Source organism: Paraburkholderia sp. UCT70, assembly GCF_050434085.1.
GTDB classification, from domain to species: domain Bacteria; phylum Pseudomonadota; class Gammaproteobacteria; order Burkholderiales; family Burkholderiaceae; genus Paraburkholderia; species Paraburkholderia tuberum.
Genome location: NZ_JBNPVZ010000001.1, coordinates 20,188 through 36,627, shown reverse-complemented (window position 1 = coordinate 36,627; position 16,440 = coordinate 20,188). Strand labels below are relative to the sequence as shown.

Here is a 16,440-nt window from a genome sequence, read left to right as displayed (position 1 = left end):
AGCGTGTCGCGAGACTAATCGGATTTCCCCCTTTCTGAGAAGCGTGCGCCGCTGCACACGGCGCTCGTCGTCGAAGTTGCCGAGATGTCGCGTGACGCTAACTTGGAAGTCGCCATAAGAAGCTGACGGGCGGGTTCGCCGGGATTGCGAAGGCGCGCAAGGTCGAAGTCGTGACGGGCGTCGGCGCGTTCGTCGATCCGTATCACATCTGGCACGCTTGTCGGAGCCGGTACCCGTCAGTCGCGATCGATCTCACGGATGAATGGCACACGGAGTTGCTTTACCGCTCGGACTGCGGCTCAGGACGTCCGGTTCAAGTTGCCGCAGAAAATACCCACGTTGCCGTCTGCCGCACTCGTACGCAAGACGACGGCGTAGTCGCGGTATGCACTACGGCGAGAGCCCCGCCGGCGTCAGAATAGATACTGTGGTCCCCGTCAAGCATTTTGTAGTTCGGGATCGAAGCACTTGCCTGACCTGATAACACCGAATGCGACGTGAACGAGCTTGCGCATCATCGCACCGATGGTGAGTTTCGCAGGCTTGCCGGAAGCCGCCAGACGGTCACGAAAGCGCTTTCCCCACTGAGTCTTGTAAAGCGTTGTCATGGCAGGCATATAAAGCGCTTTACGCAAAAATGCGTGACCGAGCTTTGACATACTGGGTCTGCCTTTGACACTGCTGCCGGATTCGTGCTGTCGCGGATCAAGACCGGCGAAGGCCGCTGCCTGCCGGGCGTTCGCAAAGCGTCCGGGGTGTATGCAAAAGGCCAGAAGCACCGCGATAGTGCGCTCGCCTAGGCCTGGAACGCTATCGAGCAGCATTTGCTTGCCCTTCATATCCGGGTCGCTGTCAATCTGCTCACCGATCTTTTTGAGCAACCTCTTGATTTCGGTATCGAGCCATTCAATATGGCCGACAATGTGTACTGCAACAACGTCGTGCGCCACCTCAAGGCGGTTGCTCTCTTGCGTACGCATCGTTTGCAGTGCCTCCACGCGCAATACCAGGGCCCGCAATGCCTGTTCTGCAGGTGACGGAGCTTGCCACGTTGTTGGGCGGCGTTCGAAGCAAAATTCTGCAATCAATTGGGCATCGCCGCGATCCGTCTTACTGCGCGCTAGGCGGGAGGCGCCAAACGCCTTGATTTGCGCAGGGTTGATCACACTTACCGTCATGTCTTTGGCGCTCAGATACTCCGGGACCGCTTCCCAATAAACGCCAGTTGCTTCCATGCACATATGTGCATCCGAGGCTCCATGCTTGTCCAGCCACTCGGCTAATGCATTGAAGCCTTTCTGATCATTCTCGAATACCTTGTTTTTGTACTTTCCATTCGCCAGGCGCAGTGCGCAATCGAGCTTGGCTTTGGCGACGTCAATTCCGCAATGAAACGATTGCATGCAACATCCTCTGATGATCTACCTTGCGAATGCGGGCTGCCGGCCAAGCCGGGCCAAAGATACTGTCCGATCTGTTTCGGAGGGTGAGCGGCTGCTGCAAAGATGCGTATTCCACGCAAATCGAGCAGCCGTTCCACGGCAAAGCGAGCAGGCATTCCACGCGAAGCCGAGCGGAGATTCCACAGCAAAGCGAGCGCTGTGGGCGTGGCGACACGGTGTGAGTTCTTTTACTCCTTCTCGTCTTCGGTGGTCAAACCATTTCGGCGCTTGCGCATCGATTCGCCCGATAGCGTGAGTCGATGCGCGTTGTAAACCAGCCGGTCGAGAATCGCGTCAGCAAGCGTTGGATCACCGATGGCGGCGTGCCAGCTATCGACTGGGATCTGGCTGGTGACGATCGTCGAACGCCGGCCGTGCCGGTCGTCGAGCACCTCAAGCAGATCGCGCCGCGCCGGATCCGACAGCGGCGCCATGGCGAGATCATCCATGACGAGGATGTCGGTCTTTGCCCATTGCGCGAGCAGCTTCGCGTAGCCGCCGCTATCGTGCGCGATGGCCATCTCCTCGTTGAACTTCGGCATGCGCAGATAGCAGGCCGAGAAGCCCTGACGGCATGCCTGATTGACCATCGCGCCTGCAAGCCAGCTTTTACCAAGCCCGGTTGGCGCGACCAGAATCACGTTCTGATGCGCCCGTATCCATTCGCCGGCAAGCAGCCGGGCGAGTAATGCGCGGTCGAGTCCGCGGGGCTCGCGGTAGTTGATGTCTTCTGGTACAGCGTCAGGGAAGCGCAGCTTCGCGTTCGACGAGCAGTCCGAGGCGCTCCTCGAAGCCGAGCTGATCGATGCTGTTCTGGGATTGCTGGTCGGCCAGCGCTGCGGCCATGCCGAACAGGCGCAGCTCGTGCAGCCGTTCAACGGTCGGGTGATGCAGCATGTCAATGCTCTCCTTTCAGTGGTAATAGGACGGCCCGCGCACGTTGGCGTGCACGAGCGGCAGTTCGGTCTGGGCGACGGGCTCATCGGCCTTGCTCTCCAGACCATTCTTCAACGTTGAGGCGATGAACCGGTAGCTCGGCGCCTTCAGATCAATGGCGCGCTGGCAGGCGGCTTCCAGCCGCGCACGGCCGTAGTCCTTGCCCATGCGCAGCACGCCCAGGCAGGCGCGGTAAGCCTGCTGAGGATGCTGGCGACCGCCAAGCAGGTGTTCGATGACCGCAGCGGTGTGCGGACCGATGTCGGTGGCCCAGTCGATCAGGCGTTGTGGATTCCACTCCGTGGTGGCGGCCCGATGATTCGGCGGCATATGGGCAGTGATCGTGGTGTGATGGCCGCGGCGCTCGCTCTTCGCATGCGCGGCTATACGTTGACCGCGCAGGAAGATTTCGACAGTTGTCTTTGTATGGCGCACGTCGACCTGTTCGCGCGCGTGGCAGTAGGAGACCGAGTAATAGTGTTCGTCGAGTTCGACGTGGTAATCGATGCCCACACGCGCAACCTTCCACTGTGCATACTGATAGGGCCTTTCTGGCAGTTGCCGGAGTGCCGGGCGATCAAGTTCCTCGAAGGCGCTGCGGCGGCAGCCGGGCAGCTTCTTGAATGGCCTGTTGTTCAGTTCGACGAGCAGCGCGGCGATTGCGCGGTTGGCTTCGTCCAGGCTGAACAGCCGCTGGTTGCGCAGCCGAGCCAGAATCCATCGCTGTGCCAGGAGCACCGACTGCTCGACCTTCGCCTTGTCGCGGGGCCGACGTTTGCGTGCCGGGATGATCGCCATCGAGTAATGGGCAGCCATCTCGCCGTAGGTCCGGTTCAGAACCGGATCGTAGAAGTCGGCCTTGTGTACGCCGGACTTCAGGTTGTCGGGCACCTGAATCTCGACACAACCGCCGATGTAGTTCAACGCGCGCACATGCGAGCCGATCCAGTCCTCAAGCTGCTGGGTCCAGGTGACCTCGGCATATGTGTAGTTCGATGCGCCGAGCGTCGCGACGAACAGCTCCGCCTCGCGGATCTCGCCGGTGTGCGGATCAACGATGCCCAGCCTGTTACCCGGGTAGTCGATAAACAGCTTCTCGCCCGGAGTGAACCGGCCCGGGATTTCCGGAGGCTCCACTTCTTGAGAAAATGGAGCTATGGAAAACACCAAGAAGAAGTCCCCAAGGTACTCGCCGGAAGTTCGTGAGCGGGCTGTGCGAATGGTGCTGGAACACCAGGGCGACCGCGAATCGCAATGGAAAGTGATCGCGTGTCACGGATCGGCGTAATCGAGCCGGTGATGATCGGCATAATGAGGCCACCAGAAGTGGCCCCGAAACGCGATTTCGAAGGGACTCAAGAATGCGGTTTTTTGCCAGATTTTGCAACGGCGTTTTCGCTGTTTTCAGGCATTGGTTTGGGCTTGCGGAAGCTGTCGCCTTCGATCACCACGCGATAGGCGCCGTGGCGTAGCCGGTCAAGCGTGGCGGCGCCGAGGATACGGTTGTCGGGGAACGCGTCGCCCCATTCGCTGAAGTCGAGATTTGAAGTCAAGACTGACGCCGCGCGCTCGTACCTGGCGGCAATCAGATCGTGGAAGTCTTCGTCGTGGGGCGGATGCAGGGGTTTGAGCGCGAAGTCATCGACGATCAGCAGCGGCACGCGCACGAACTGCTGGAACTTGCGTTCGTACAGGCCGGTAGCGCGCGCGGCGTGCAACTTCTTGAGCAGGTCAGTCTGCGTGATGAACAGCACGTCGCGCCCCTGGCGGGCCGCGCAGTGGCCCAGGGCCTGAGCCAGATGCGACTTGCCGACGCCCGTTTGGCCGACCATCAGAATGCAGACCTTCTCGTCGATGTAGCGGCCCGTGGCCAGATCGTGAATGTGCGCCCGATTGAGCTTGGGCAGCAGGTCAAAGTTGAAGCTCTCGAGCGTCTTGCCCAGCGCGAAGCCGGCGCGGGCGAGCCGCGCGCCGAGTTTCTTCTGGTCGCGCCGCGCAACCTCGTCGTGCAACAGCATGGCGAGGAATTCGGTGTAGGCAAGCTGCCCGTCGATGGCCTGCCGGTTGCGCTGTTCGAGCGAGTCGAGGATGCCCGAGAGGCGCAGTTGCTTGAGGATGGAATTCAGTTCTGGACTCGGATTCATGATGTTCAATGCAGCAGGATAGATTGGAGGTCGCGGCCGAAGCGGCCGCCGTTCAGATAGGTGTCGGCGGGTGCCGGCGTTTGCGCCGGGGCCGCCGCAGGCTGGCTGTCCAGCCCCTTGTCGAGAATGGTCTTGATGGTGCGGTACTTCGGGCTGGCGAACGTGAGCGCGCGTTCGCAGGCGGCATTCAGTCGTGCATCGCCGTACTTCTCGCGCATACGCACGATGCCCTGCGCGCCGCGCAGGTTCACGAGCACCGTATCGTTGAACAGCGCGAGAATCACCGCGTGGCAGGCTGGCCCGATCTCCTTTGCCCGGGCCAGACACCACTGCGGGTCGTGCTCAAGCCAGGCCTGTGCTTCAGGTGGCTGGTGGTCCCGTACCGTCGAGCGATCGCCGGGCTTGCGCTTGCGCACGTGTGTTGCGACGAGTTCATGCCGGTGGAACACCTGCACCACTGTGTCGGTCGCCTTCAGCCACAATTGCTTGCCCACCAGCGTGAACGGCACGGAGTACAACACCTTCCTGTAGACGACGTGTCCGTCCGTATGCACCTTGACCTCGCTCCACACGGCGAGCACCGGCGGCACATCGGGCAGCGGCGTGAGCAGCGGGCGCTCGATCGTAAATCGCGTCAATGGCTGTTCACGTGTCGTGCCGTGATCGCGCACACCGGCCTGCTGCATCACCCAGTCGCGCAACTGCCGGTTGGCATCGGCGAGATCGCGGAACTCGCGCAGCGGCACGAAGGATCGTTTGACGTATTTGACGCCCGATTCAACGATTCCCTTTTTTTGCGGGTCACGTGGCGGACATGCGTCGATCCGGAAACCGTATGCTTCGGCAGCCGAAGCATACGAGCGCTGCACCTCGGGATCGTACGTGCAGGCCTTGATGATCGCGCACTTCGCGTTGTCGATGATGACGCGGCCTGGACAACCACCGAACCATTCGAACGCACGCCGGTGGCAGGCCAGCCATGTCTCGACCGTCTGGTCCAGTACGATCTCGGCGTACTGATGCCGCGACCAGCACAGGGTCATGACGAAGAACCACGTCTTGAGCGGGATGCCGGACTCGTGCGTGAGCGCTGGCCCCGAGCCGAAGTCCACCTGCACGGCGTCAGCTGGCGCCCACTCAAGAATCGTCGTTGCGGTGACGCCGCGCTCGGCCTTCAAGTGCAGCAGGAAGCGGCGCACTGCCGAATAGCTGCCGGTGTAACCGTGGTTGCGTTGCAGCGCACTGAAGATCGTAGTGCCTTGTACGTCGGCGTCGAACCAGCCGCGCAACAGATCGCGAAACGGCTCGAGTGTGGAGATGCGGCTACGCGGCACCTTCGGGTCACGGCCGAAGATGCCCGCGAGCTCGGCATCGTCTGGCAAGGGCCTGCCCGGGTCGAGCCAGCCGTGGGTGAGCGCGACCTGCCGTACGGTCTTCAGCTTGCTGCGCCCCATCAGGCGCGCGCCGGCAATGTCGCGGTCGGAATCGCCCTGACGCATACGCGCCAGAACCTGTCGATACTCAAACACTTCGAACCTCCTGTTACTCATCGGCCCTCCGGGCAAAGAATCCGAAGGTACCGGGTTACGGAAATTCGAAATGCGTTTCGGGCTGCAGCCCGACATAACAACGAGCCGGTCAAGTGGCCCGATTACGCCGATCCTGAGGTGGCTCCTATACGCCGATCATCGAGTGGCTCCAATACGCCGATCCTGCACTGGCTCGATTACGGCGATCATCTGGTGGCTCGATTACGCCGATCCCGAAATGGCCTCATTACGCCGATCCGTGACATCGCGTCGATCGCAGCGAAATTTGGCTGCTCGGGTGAAACGCTGCGTAGCTGGGTGCGCAAGGAAGAGCGGGATCGGGGTTTGCGCCCGGGCACAAGCACGCAGGAGCAGGATCGGCTCAAGGAACTGGAGCGGGAGAACCGTGAGCTGCGCCAGGTTAATGAAATCCTGCGCAAGGCGTCAGCATATTTCGCACAGGCGGAGCTCGACCGCCGACCGAAGTGATGATCACGTTCATCGATGATCACCGGCACGTCTACGGGGTCGAGCCGATCTGCAGGGTGCTGCCAATTGCCCCGTCGACGTACTACACGCATGTGGCCCGCCGCGTCAATCCAGGCCTGGTGCCGCCGCGGGCCCAGCGCGACAGGATGCTCAAGGATGAGATCCGGCGCGTGTGGGAAGAAAATTTCCAGGTGTATGGCGCAGACAAGGTCTGGACGCAATTGAAGCGGGAAGGCATTGTCGCGGCGCGCTGCACGGTCGAGCGGCTGATGAAGCAGATGGGCCTGCGCGGTGTGGTGCGGGGCAAGACGGTACGCACGACAGTGAGCGATGGTTCGACGCCGTGCCCGAAGGATCTCGTGAACCCAACCCAGCTTTCCATTTGCACGGTGAGCAATCCGTTGGTGAAGAATGCACCTGATTCTAGCTCACCTTTTGTCGATTGCAACCTGCGGATCAGATAGAGACTGCACGAAGACCCTAGCGGTGCGATTTTTCTACATAAGTGGTACCGCGATGAAGATCGATGGCTGCAGCGCGGTGCCCGTCATCGGAGGAGCGCGTTGAAAATACCTGGGGCAGTCAACGGGTGGTTGACTACAACGTGAAGGTCCGCGTGAAGTCGGACAACACGGGTGTCGACATTGCGAGTGTGAAGGTGTCGATGAACCCGTTCGACGAAATCGCCGTTGAAGAGGCGGTACATCTGAGGGAAGCCTGCGTGGCGACGGAAGTGGCCGCCGTGTCGGCGGGCGGTCGCCCAATGTCAGGAAACGCTGCGCACGGCGCTGGCGATCGGCGCGTACCGCGCGATTCTGATCGAATCGAATGAAGGCCTGCAGTCGCGAAGCTGCTGAGGCGCTGGTCGACGAGGAGCAACCGCAACTGGTGAACCTCGGCAAGCAGGCCATCGACGACGATTCGAAGCAGACGGGCCAGATGCCGGCTGCGCTGGCGAATCTGCCGCAGGCGACTTTCGCGTCGAAGGTTGTGGTGGCTGACGGCAAGGCGACGACGGTGTCGCGTGAAGTCGATGGCGACGCGGAAACGTTGTCGCTGAAGTTGCCCGTTATGTCGCAGTCCGGACGATAATATTGACTTCATCGCAACGGTGGCTGTTTTATCCCATCCATAAATTGGACGGTCTCGTAGTCACGCACGAGTTTTTCGAAACCGCGGACGACGTCGGCTTCCATCGCGTGAAGACCTTTTTCGCCTTGAAAGTTGGATCTGAAGGCTTGATTGAACCGGTTGTTCAAGTAGGAACTGACTTCCTCAATCTTTTCGGGACTCCCTGAGTTCGTGAAGAGAACTGACCTGGGTGAAGCAGCGTCATAGAAAAGGTTGTGCGGCCACTTGGGTACAAAGTTCGCGGGCCTCTCGTCGGTAATCCACATGGAACCGATAAGCTTAAGCTTCCCCTTCATCCCCTTAGGCGTTATGAACGTCCACACCTTGCGCGGCAGCCGCTCCTGAAGTTCAGCCAGCTTGTGAGTATCGGCGCCAAGTGTACCTATCCGCCCTTCGTTTACATCCGATACGAAGTCTTTCCAGTAGTAGAAGATGTCCAAATTTACTCCGTTCTCAAATTGACGATTTCGCGTCAAACGTCGGGACGGTCGACTGGAGGCCGACGCTTGGCAATTCAGTTCCCAAAGGCGCCTCTAATCTTCGAATGACCGGCGCAGCGGACCTGCAGACGGTGGAAGCGGCTCGCGACACCTGGTACCTCTACCGTTTGAACCGTATCCGGTCGAAGCCATCCGGGCGTACCTGAAGGAACATGAGATTGCCCAACCGGTGCCCTGCGCATCTTCCCGAAGTCAGTGACTTCGCGCGCCGACGGCTGAAGCCGATGCAGCGTCGCCCGAGTGCGCGGCGACACCCGTTAGAGCGAGCCGGTGTCAAGCAAACAGGCGAAGTCAGGCTTGCAGCATCAGGGTGGGGTGATAGCGCCACACCTTCGGGTCGGCGCTCAGCAGGGGCATCCCCTCGTGCAGCGCTTGGGCGATCATGAGGCGGTCGAACGGATCCGCGTGATCCGCATGGAAAGGAAGCATCGAGACTGCCTCCGTATGTTCACCCGTGATCGGCAGTTCGACGAAACCGGACAGGCGGAACGCCGAGCGGGCATCGCGCGGATGCACGGGCAGGTTGCCTTTCGCATGCTTGATGGCAATCTCCCAGATCGCGGCTGCGCTGACCAGCAACGTATTGGCCGGGTCCTCGATCAGGCTGGCGGCCTGCGGTGACAGCTGTGGCGCACCTTCGGCGGCCCACAGCGCGATATGCGTATCGAGCAGCACTTTCACGGAGTGAGTCCCTGCTGCGCGCTTGCCTCGAAGTCGGCGGCGATCGCGTCATCAGCGGCGTTGAACGCCTCGACGGTGGCGGGCACGGCCAGGCCGGCCAGCAGGTGCCGCGCGGCGCCGATGCGCCGCGGCGCCGCGAACGGCAGGAGCCGCGCGACGGGCGTGCCGTTGCGGGCGATGATGACCTCGTTTTCCTGGCCGACCTCCAGCCGCTCGACCAGGCTTGATAGTTTCGACTTGGCGTCGTGCATGTTGATCGTGAGCATGGCACCACCTACGTATTAGCTAATGAATGTTAGCTAGTATGCAGGCATGGGCCGCCAAAGGCAAGCACCAGCATTACGGACAGGTCGCGGCATTGCATGGTTCAGTAGGCTTAATTTGACATAATATAAATTATCAACAGAAGCGATGTAGTAGCTTTATAGAAATGTCGTGTTCTGGAACGCCTCGACAGAAAGGTGCCTCCTAACCGGTGCTTCATCGACAAGAAGTTTTCCCAATCGGCAAACGCGCGTTTTTTCGCCTTTAAGCGAATTATTCTGACGTCATTTTTAGCCGGTTCTGATACACGAAAAATTCTGTCGAATGAAATGGTTCTACATGTGACGTCCGGGACGCCCGATCGGTCTGTGGCGATGTCCTTTCGGTAGCGTTCGCCGAATTCGGTCGATCAGCCCGCGTGACTTCAGTCCCAACCGTCGCTGCAGTACTTTTGGATCTGTACCTTTTAAAAGCTGGCGTTGACACCAAACCTTGCGCAGCCTTGTCGGAGTTACCGACTGACCGCCCAACGTTTTCCCTTTCAGCGTCTCACGAACAATCTCGCCTATCGAGTTCGTGGAACTGAACTGTCGCCAGCCGCGTGTCGGAAACGCGAATTCCCCTCCGATCACCGAGTAAGCTTCCTCGAGCCAATTTTGGACGGGCGCTACTGAAAATTCATCGAGCTTGAGAATTTTAGGAGACCCATCGGAGTTGCAGCCATGAAAAGTGATGCAAGTATCAGATATCTCGAAGTCAACGAAACGCGCGTTGTGGACATCTGACGCTGTGGCGCCAGCACCTAGTATAAAAAGAATCATCGCAACATCGCGGCGAGTTTGCCAGCGCTCGGCGGGTAGACGAGACAACAAAAATTGCTGTATTCCAGCGTCCTCTTCGAGCGAGAGACGTGGTTTTGTGTCGGGGATGTCGGCGCGGTTCCTGCTCGGTAGAAATAAACTGGTGTCGACCGGGTTGCTATCTCGCAATCCTTTCGCTACGAGGAGTCTCATCACACTATCGAGTACCGACAGGTAACGAAGGTATCGCGCTCTGTGCAGTGGGACAGGGGTAATATGCAGGACTCGCGACCTAGAATTTGCCGAGGACAGAACGGCCACCCCGCGCAACTCCAGAAACTGGGCTATTTCCGTGTTGTCTATCTCCAGGATAGAAAGTTGCCGTTCAAGAATGTATTGGCAAAAGTCGGCGAAATGCGTGATGTAGCGTGCGTGTGACACGCGCGAATAGGGATGCCCTTTGTTGTTGATATAGCCGGCCTCGATTGCACGCTCGAACGCGACATGAGGAGCAAACACCCATCGGTCCAGTTCAACTCGATCAAGGTGGGCTGCGCGCAGCATATAACACACCTATAGAGGCGGATGAGGCCCCGTTAGCCAAGTTCAAGCGTACTTCTGCTGCTCTCACGATCCGTTGTTTCCATCCAATTGCTCGCGCGCAATTGGACTTCATGGTGCGTCCCTAGAACTGGACTATCAGTTTGGCATCCGAATAGTAATTCCGATCCGGTCGCACGCACGCGGCTGAGTGTTGTCAACGCGGCTCGAATTAAATCTGCATGCCCTGCTACATTCCAGCCAACCGCAGCAACTTGGAGGGTGGGCAATTCAGCGCGGCGGCAATTCGAATAAGGTTGAGGATCGTTAGGTTGCGCTCTCCTCGCTCAATGCGGCCCATATGACTGCGATCAATCCCGGTCGCATGGGCAAGCTCCTCCTGCGACCAGCCGTGATCGGTTCGGTACTGGCGCAACGCAGCGCCGATAGCCACTAGATGACCCGCATCGTCGGTTTTTCCGGAAATTCTTTGCATTTCCAGATGGTCGGGGCATCAACGGTATTTGGCCACGGCATTTACGGCCCATTCGAAGTTTCAACCCCTCGACGATTGGCTGGCCTCGGCAATCTCGATCGCGTTTGTGAAGCAATCGTAGATTCAGGCGCTACGTACAATCCCATCTCGTCAATCTGATCATCGTTGCGGGGGACCGTCAGCCTTCAAACAGCATTGCTCACACTGTTTTACCCTGTGGTCTCCGATTCACCGTCTTTACTCGCACCTGCCGCCGGTCAATGAGCATTGCCAGCGCTCGCTATTGACGAAACTCTATTGCTGTAGTGTTCAGACTTGGCGCGTCAGCGAGTCATACTATTGCTTACACTGGCGCGCCGCTACCGGGACGTCGCACGAACGCTTCCACGCAATCTGTATCAGATATTCCACGTAATTCGCGTAGGAATTGGTTACCCGATATTCGACCGGAATTTCGCGGATATTTCCGCTATGCGGCATGCAATTGTGACGCTGATTGCGTGGCCGGAGATGCACGTGAGCGAACCGAAAGTTGAAACTTTTTGGGTGATCTGAAGGAAGCCTGGGATTGGCGATTCCCACCAAAGAAACCTTGCCTGGGAGTCGTCAACTCAGGCACAACCCACGGCCGGTTTCGTCACCGTCGGATCATCGTTGCCCGCGAACGTCAACTTTGTAACGACTTTGCTCCCTCGTGAATAGCATCCCGCCGCGGTTTGAACCGCTTACGTCGTGTCGGCAACCAACTGACCACAATTACCCTAGGGTTTCCGTCGACGGATCATAATTGCACCCGTTTCACACCGCATGCGTCAGCGAGCAATTGCAATTGTTCGCGTCCGCCTGGTGTTGCAGTTACCCCGGGGCGACACAGTTTCCTAACCGGCAAGCTACAGTTTCTCCAACCCTTCCGATTGCTCATTGGCGGACCGTCGATCTTGAAGGCGCGGTAGTCGGCCATTCCAGACACTCAGTTACCGACCCTCATCGGGCGGCTGCACGGTGCTAACCGGCCGTTCGCCCGACTCGTTTTCGGAGCGGTGACTCTCAGATCGGCGAACGCGTGCTGTAAATGGCCCCTCGTACGCTAGCCGCAAAGCAGACTCCGGCAAACGAAATGGATAGGCTCCGTGAACGGCGTCGGTCACCGATGAGCACGTCGTTGACCTCCATCGCATCCAGCGACTGGCGAACGAACACAGTGAAGCGGCTGCACTCGTGCGTCAGGTCAGACTGCGCTCGGCCCTTGAGGCATCATGAACCCGGGCAAGATGATTTCGAGCGCTTTATGGGTCGACGCTTGCACATCGCCGGCGAACACTGGATAGGCCGGTAGCCAGCGTTAGTAAAGATCCGGCCTGTGCTCCCGGTGCCCCAGCCTAACCACGGTAACCACGGTCCAAGCCCGCAGGCGGCGCTTTACCGATGCGCTCCTTTACCTCTTTCCACTTCTTCACCCCCGGCTGCGCGGCCTCAAGTTCGGGGCCGAAATCTTCTAAGCGTACGTCGAAGACTGATATGGCCAGCTGATTACCACCGTGGGAATGCGAAATGAGCCGCTGGTGCTCTTTGTCGTAGGGCGCCTGAGCGGTGGAACCGCCAAACTCGCCAATGTTTGCAATCAATATGTGTTGCAAACCGGATGTTCGTAAATGGCGGCTGCTCGACTTCCTGCTGCCTGAGCGATCGACTAAAACGCGAACTAACCTTTCTTGTAACGCATGCGGAAATTGACCGGATGCGCCTAAGCCCGGACATCGAGAGACCCTCGTAAGCTGAGAGGAGCTGCAACGAGATTCGCCCAAGCACAAGCTTTTGTACGCACGCAACCAAGCGTATTTATTCTGTCGCTCGTACGATCAGTCATCGGTCGATTGCACCGGTCGCACACTCTTACGGAGCTTAGAAAGCATGCTTCACGACTTGCCTGCCATCCAGAAAAATGTTCATTGGGGATACTTCGACGCTGCGCTCGCGCCCGCGCTGATCGTCGAGAGCGGCGACTTCGTTCGTGCCGAAGCGATCACGCATCATGCGGGCGACGCCCCCGACCTTATGATGGATGACAAGGTGCGCGCGCTCTACGACACGATCCCCGAATCCGATCGCAAACCCGGCGTGCATCTGATGACGGGACCGATCTTCGTGAAGGACGCGAAGCCCGGCGACCTGCTCGAAGTGCGTTATCTGCAAATGATTCCGCGCTTCAACTACGGCTCGAATCTCGCCGCGCACTGGGGTCATCTGTTCACCGACTTCGAGAAAGAGCGTGTCACTATCTACGAACTCGATCAGGCTTCGAACACGGCTCACGCGCTCTATGCGTATGACTATCCCGGCAAATATCTCGTGCCGGGCAAGCGCTCGGAGATTCGCGACTGCTGCCGCGAACTCGCGCTGGAAGGCATTCGCGTGCCGGTGCGCCCGCATCTGGGCACAGCAGGCGTCGCGCCCGATGTCGCCGGCCGTGTGAGCACCGTTCCGCCGGGCGCGCATGGCGGCAATATCGATAACTGGCGCATCGGCGCGGGCTCGACCATGTATTACCCGGTCGCCGTGGACGGCGGGTTGTTCTCGATCGGCGACCCGCATGTATCGCAAGGCGATGGCGAGATCAGCGGCACCGCGATCGAGGCGTCGCTCAATGTGATGTTTCAGATCGTGCTGCGGCGCGACTTCGCATTTCCCTCGCCGCTGCTGGAAACGCCGGACTTCTGGATCGTCCATGGCTTCGATGAAGATCTCGACATCGCAACGAAAAACGCTTCACGCGATATGTTGTTGTTGCTCACCGAGCAGCAAGGCCTCTCGCGTGACGACGCGTATTCGCTGATGAGCGTCGCCGCGGATTTCTCCGTGACCCAAGTCGTCGATGGCCGTCAGGGCATTCACTGCAAGATCCCTCGCAGCATTTTTCCTCCGAAGAAGAAGCCTCGCGCGTGAGTTGTGCGTGCGCGCGCTACAACGGTGCATCCACGCACCGTCAGGCAGCGCGGCAGCGCTGACGGTGTTGTTATCGATGGCACGGACATTGCGTTTGAATCACGTCGACTGACGTTCGTCAGGATCCGGGAGCCAGGGTTGGAGTTATTGCGTTTCACCACCGAGTCGTATGCCGAAGTAGATCGCCTGCGCGCATGGGGCGAGGCGCTCGACCGGTTTGGCCTGCGCTGCGGCGCGCCTCAGGCAGCCGCGCGCCCCTTGCATGGAACCATCACGTCGCGCAAGTCAGCCAGCGGTTTTGACCTGATCGCGCTGGCCGCATTCGCGCAAACCATCGAGCTCAAGGCCGACGGCTCCGATAGTCTCGTGATCGTGTTGCATCTCGACGGCGGCGTGACGCTCGTCGCCGATGGCGCGCGCGCGCAGGTTGCGAGCGGCGATATTATTTACGCGTCGTCGCGTGAGGAGGCCCGCCTGTCGTTCACGTCCGACTTCCGCGCGTTCGTGATCCGCGTGCCCCGCTCTGCCATCAACGCACGCCTTCTTACGCCGTTCTCGGTGCGCGCCGGGCGTTTGCCGGGCGAGGCCGGCATCGGTCACGTGTTCTCGGGCTTTCTGCGCTCGGTTGCTGAAAGCGTGGAGACGTTGTCGCTCGACGAGTTGCGTCCCCTCGAACTCGCGCTCGCGGAATTCCTGATCGCGAGTCTCGCCGCTCACGACAAGGAAGGCAACTTCAGCGGCCTCACGCCATCTCAGGCCGCGATCTTTTCGCGCGTATGTCGAACCATAGAAGGCAACCTCGCCGACCCCGAACTCGGGCTGGCATCGATAGCGAAAGAAGAGCGCGTCTCGCCGCGTTATCTGCAGAAACTGTTTGAAGCGGTCGGGCAGAATTTCTCGCTCTACTTGCGCTCGCGCAGGCTGGAACGCTGCCGCGCGGAGCTGGTCGATCCGCTGTATGAAAAGGTCTCGATTGCCGACGTCTGCTTTCGCTGGGGTTTTAACGATGCCGCGCATTTCAGCCGCGTGTTTCGCGAGCAATATGGCACGTCGCCGCGCACCTTCCGGCATGAAGCGGGTCTTGAATTAGCGCGCCATCTCGTGCGGCGAATCTCGCGCGGCTTGCCAGTCAACGCCGGGGGTTTGCTCGTGCATGCACAACTCGCCGAGCATGGCGCGGTTCATGAAGCTACGGTGGACGAGACCGGCTTTGCGGAGCAGCCTGAAGCGCCTTCTGTACAACCGCCGCGCGAGTCCGGCAAGCCACGTCATCATCTGTTGCGTGCAACGGCCAATACTATTCACTGGGGTTACTTCAGTCACGATCTCAAGCCCGTGCTCGAAGTGAACAGCGGCGACACGGTGACTATCGAAACGCTCACGCAACACGCAGCGGATGACTGGGAGCGCATGGTGCAAGGCGATCCTGGCGCCGAGAGCGTGTTCCACTGGACCGCCGGGCGCAAAAACGTCAATCGCCGCGGCGCGGGCCCCATGGACGCGTCCATCTATGGACGTGGCGCGGGAGAAGGTTTCGGCGTGCATATCTGCACCGGACCGGTCGCCGTGCGCGGGGCTGAACCTGGCGATGTGCTCGAAGTGCGTATCGTCGATATTCACCCGCGCGCTTGCGCCAATCCGAAATTCGCCGGCCGCGTGTTCGGCAGCAATGCCGCTGCGTGGTGGGGATTTCACTATCGCGAGTTATTGACCGAGCCGAAACCCCGCGAGGTCGTCACCATCTATGAACTCGACGCCGACGCCGGCGAAACCGCCTGCGCGCGCGCCGTCTATAACTTCCGCTGGACACCTCAGCGCGATCCCTTTGGCGTGATGCATCCGACGATCGATTATCCCGGCGTGCCGGTCGATCATTCTACGGTCGTCGAAAATCACGACATCCTGAAAAACGTCAAAATCCCGGTGCGTCCGCATTTCGGCGTTATCACCGTCGCGCCACAGCAGGACGGTCTGATCGACTCGATTCCGCCGTCCACCTTCGGCGGCAATCTCGACAACTGGCGCGTGACGCGCGGCGCGAGTGTGTTCTTGCCAGTCGGGGTGCCCGGCGCCCTGCTCTCCATTGGCGACCCGCATGCATCGCAAGGAGACTCGGAACTGTGCGGCACCGCGATCGAGTGTTCGCTGACCGGCGACTTCCAACTGGTGGTCCATAAAAAAGAGACGCTCAGCGGCCAGCCGTTTGCAGACCTCACCTATCCGCTGGTCGAAACTGCCGACGAATGGGTACTTCACGGCTTCAGCTATCCGAACTATCTGGCCGAGTTCGGCACGAGCGCGCAAAGCGCCGTGTATGAAAAATCGACCCTCGATCTTGCGATGCGCGATGCGTTCATCAAGACGCGGCGCTTCCTGATGACGACCAAGGGCCTCTCCGAAGATGAGGCGATCTCGCTGATCTCGGTCGCGGTCGACTTCGGCGTGACACAGGTGGTGGACGGGAACTGGGGTGTTCACGCGATCATCCGAAAGGCGCTCTTCAACGCGTGAAGTAGCGACTGGTGACCTTCGGTGCGCGTGCGGA

Annotated in this window: 13 protein-coding genes, 3 pseudogenes and 1 other annotated feature; of the genes and pseudogenes, 5 read left to right on the top strand and 11 right to left on the bottom strand. The window is 59.6% G+C overall.

Going from position 1 to position 16,440, the window contains the following annotated elements:
- Positions 1 to 437: 437 nt before the first annotated feature.
- The 3 genes and pseudogenes from OKW41_RS00185 to istA (OKW41_RS00175) form a co-directional block, all read right to left on the bottom strand.
- Complete coding sequence (locus tag OKW41_RS00185) at positions 438 to 1,403, bottom strand: IS110 family transposase (protein WP_429571137.1); 966 nt, start codon at positions 1,401 to 1,403, stop codon at positions 438 to 440.
- A gap of 227 nt (positions 1,404 to 1,630) precedes the next feature.
- A pseudogene (locus OKW41_RS00180) lies at positions 1,631 to 2,339 on the bottom strand (ATP-binding protein).
- Between the two features lie 15 nt (positions 2,340 to 2,354).
- Complete coding sequence (gene istA / locus OKW41_RS00175; RefSeq protein ID WP_429571418.1) at positions 2,355 to 3,515, bottom strand: IS21 family transposase; 1,161 nt, start codon at positions 3,513 to 3,515, stop codon at positions 2,355 to 2,357.
- Between the two features lie 19 nt (positions 3,516 to 3,534).
- On the opposite strand from istA (OKW41_RS00175), the gene OKW41_RS00170 reads away from it, so the two are divergent.
- A complete protein-coding gene (locus OKW41_RS00170; RefSeq protein WP_429571433.1) occupies positions 3,535 to 3,666 on the top strand; it encodes a hypothetical protein in 132 nt (43 codons plus the stop codon).
- A gap of 67 nt (positions 3,667 to 3,733) precedes the next feature.
- Here the strand turns inward: OKW41_RS00170 and istB are convergent, their stop codons facing one another.
- Positions 3,734 to 4,522: an IS21-like element helper ATPase IstB gene (istB, locus tag OKW41_RS00165; RefSeq protein WP_429571136.1), complete on the bottom strand. Its 789-nt coding sequence runs from the start codon at positions 4,520 to 4,522 to the stop codon at positions 3,734 to 3,736.
- 5 nt (positions 4,523 to 4,527) lie between these two features.
- A complete protein-coding gene (gene istA, locus OKW41_RS00160; protein ID WP_312893031.1) occupies positions 4,528 to 6,051 on the bottom strand; it encodes an IS21 family transposase in 1,524 nt (507 codons plus the stop codon).
- Positions 6,052 to 6,315: 264 nt separating this feature from the next.
- Between istA (OKW41_RS00160) and OKW41_RS00155 the strand changes: the two are divergent.
- Positions 6,316 to 6,905 (top strand): annotated as a pseudogene (locus tag OKW41_RS00155) (IS3 family transposase); the annotation flags it as partial.
- Positions 6,498 to 6,614, top strand: a sequence feature (AL1L pseudoknot). It overlaps the preceding pseudogene by 117 nt.
- Before the next feature lie 161 nt (positions 6,906 to 7,066).
- A pseudogene (locus OKW41_RS00150) lies at positions 7,067 to 7,614 on the top strand (electron transfer flavoprotein subunit beta/FixA family protein); the annotation flags it as partial.
- Positions 7,615 to 7,640: 26 nt separating this feature from the next.
- Here OKW41_RS00150 and OKW41_RS00145 read toward each other — a convergent pair.
- The 6 genes from OKW41_RS00145 to OKW41_RS00120 all read right to left on the bottom strand — a co-directional run bounded on the left by OKW41_RS00145 (position 7,641) and on the right by OKW41_RS00120 (position 12,589).
- Positions 7,641 to 8,111 (bottom strand): hypothetical protein, encoded by a 471-nt coding sequence (locus OKW41_RS00145; RefSeq protein WP_187638694.1) that lies wholly within the window; start codon positions 8,109 to 8,111, stop codon positions 7,641 to 7,643.
- A 351-nt stretch (positions 8,112 to 8,462) separates the two neighbouring features.
- Positions 8,463 to 8,852, bottom strand: a complete 390-nt coding sequence (locus tag OKW41_RS00140) for a type II toxin-antitoxin system VapC family toxin (protein WP_429571135.1) — start codon at positions 8,850 to 8,852, stop codon at positions 8,463 to 8,465.
- The gene (locus OKW41_RS00135; RefSeq protein ID WP_090812518.1) at positions 8,849 to 9,118 is read right to left on the bottom strand and encodes a type II toxin-antitoxin system Phd/YefM family antitoxin; all 270 of its coding nucleotides are present in this window, start codon (positions 9,116 to 9,118) and stop codon (positions 8,849 to 8,851) included. The genes OKW41_RS00140 and OKW41_RS00135 overlap by 4 nt, the downstream gene beginning before the upstream one ends.
- Positions 9,119 to 9,451: 333 nt before the next feature.
- Positions 9,452 to 10,480, bottom strand: a complete 1,029-nt coding sequence (locus tag OKW41_RS00130; RefSeq protein ID WP_429571134.1) for a tyrosine-type recombinase/integrase — start codon at positions 10,478 to 10,480, stop codon at positions 9,452 to 9,454.
- 226 nt (positions 10,481 to 10,706) lie between these two features.
- Positions 10,707 to 10,952, bottom strand: a complete 246-nt coding sequence (locus tag OKW41_RS00125; RefSeq protein WP_429571133.1) for a helix-turn-helix domain-containing protein — start codon at positions 10,950 to 10,952, stop codon at positions 10,707 to 10,709.
- Between the two features lie 1,379 nt (positions 10,953 to 12,331).
- On the bottom strand, positions 12,332 to 12,589 hold the full coding sequence (locus OKW41_RS00120; RefSeq protein ID WP_429571132.1) for a hypothetical protein: 258 nt from the start codon (positions 12,587 to 12,589) through the stop codon (positions 12,332 to 12,334).
- Between the two features lie 274 nt (positions 12,590 to 12,863).
- Here OKW41_RS00120 and OKW41_RS00115 point away from each other — a divergent pair, with 274 nt between their 5' ends.
- Both OKW41_RS00115 and OKW41_RS00110 read left to right on the top strand, forming a co-directional pair.
- Positions 12,864 to 13,895, top strand: coding sequence for an acetamidase/formamidase family protein (locus OKW41_RS00115; RefSeq protein WP_429571131.1), 1,032 nt, complete (start codon positions 12,864 to 12,866; stop codon positions 13,893 to 13,895).
- 138 nt (positions 13,896 to 14,033) lie between these two features.
- Positions 14,034 to 16,406 carry an acetamidase/formamidase family protein gene (locus OKW41_RS00110; RefSeq protein WP_429571130.1) on the top strand — a complete coding sequence of 791 codons (2,373 nt, stop codon included), beginning with the start codon at positions 14,034 to 14,036 and terminating at the stop codon, positions 16,404 to 16,406.
- The last annotated feature ends 34 nt before the right edge of the window (positions 16,407 to 16,440 follow it).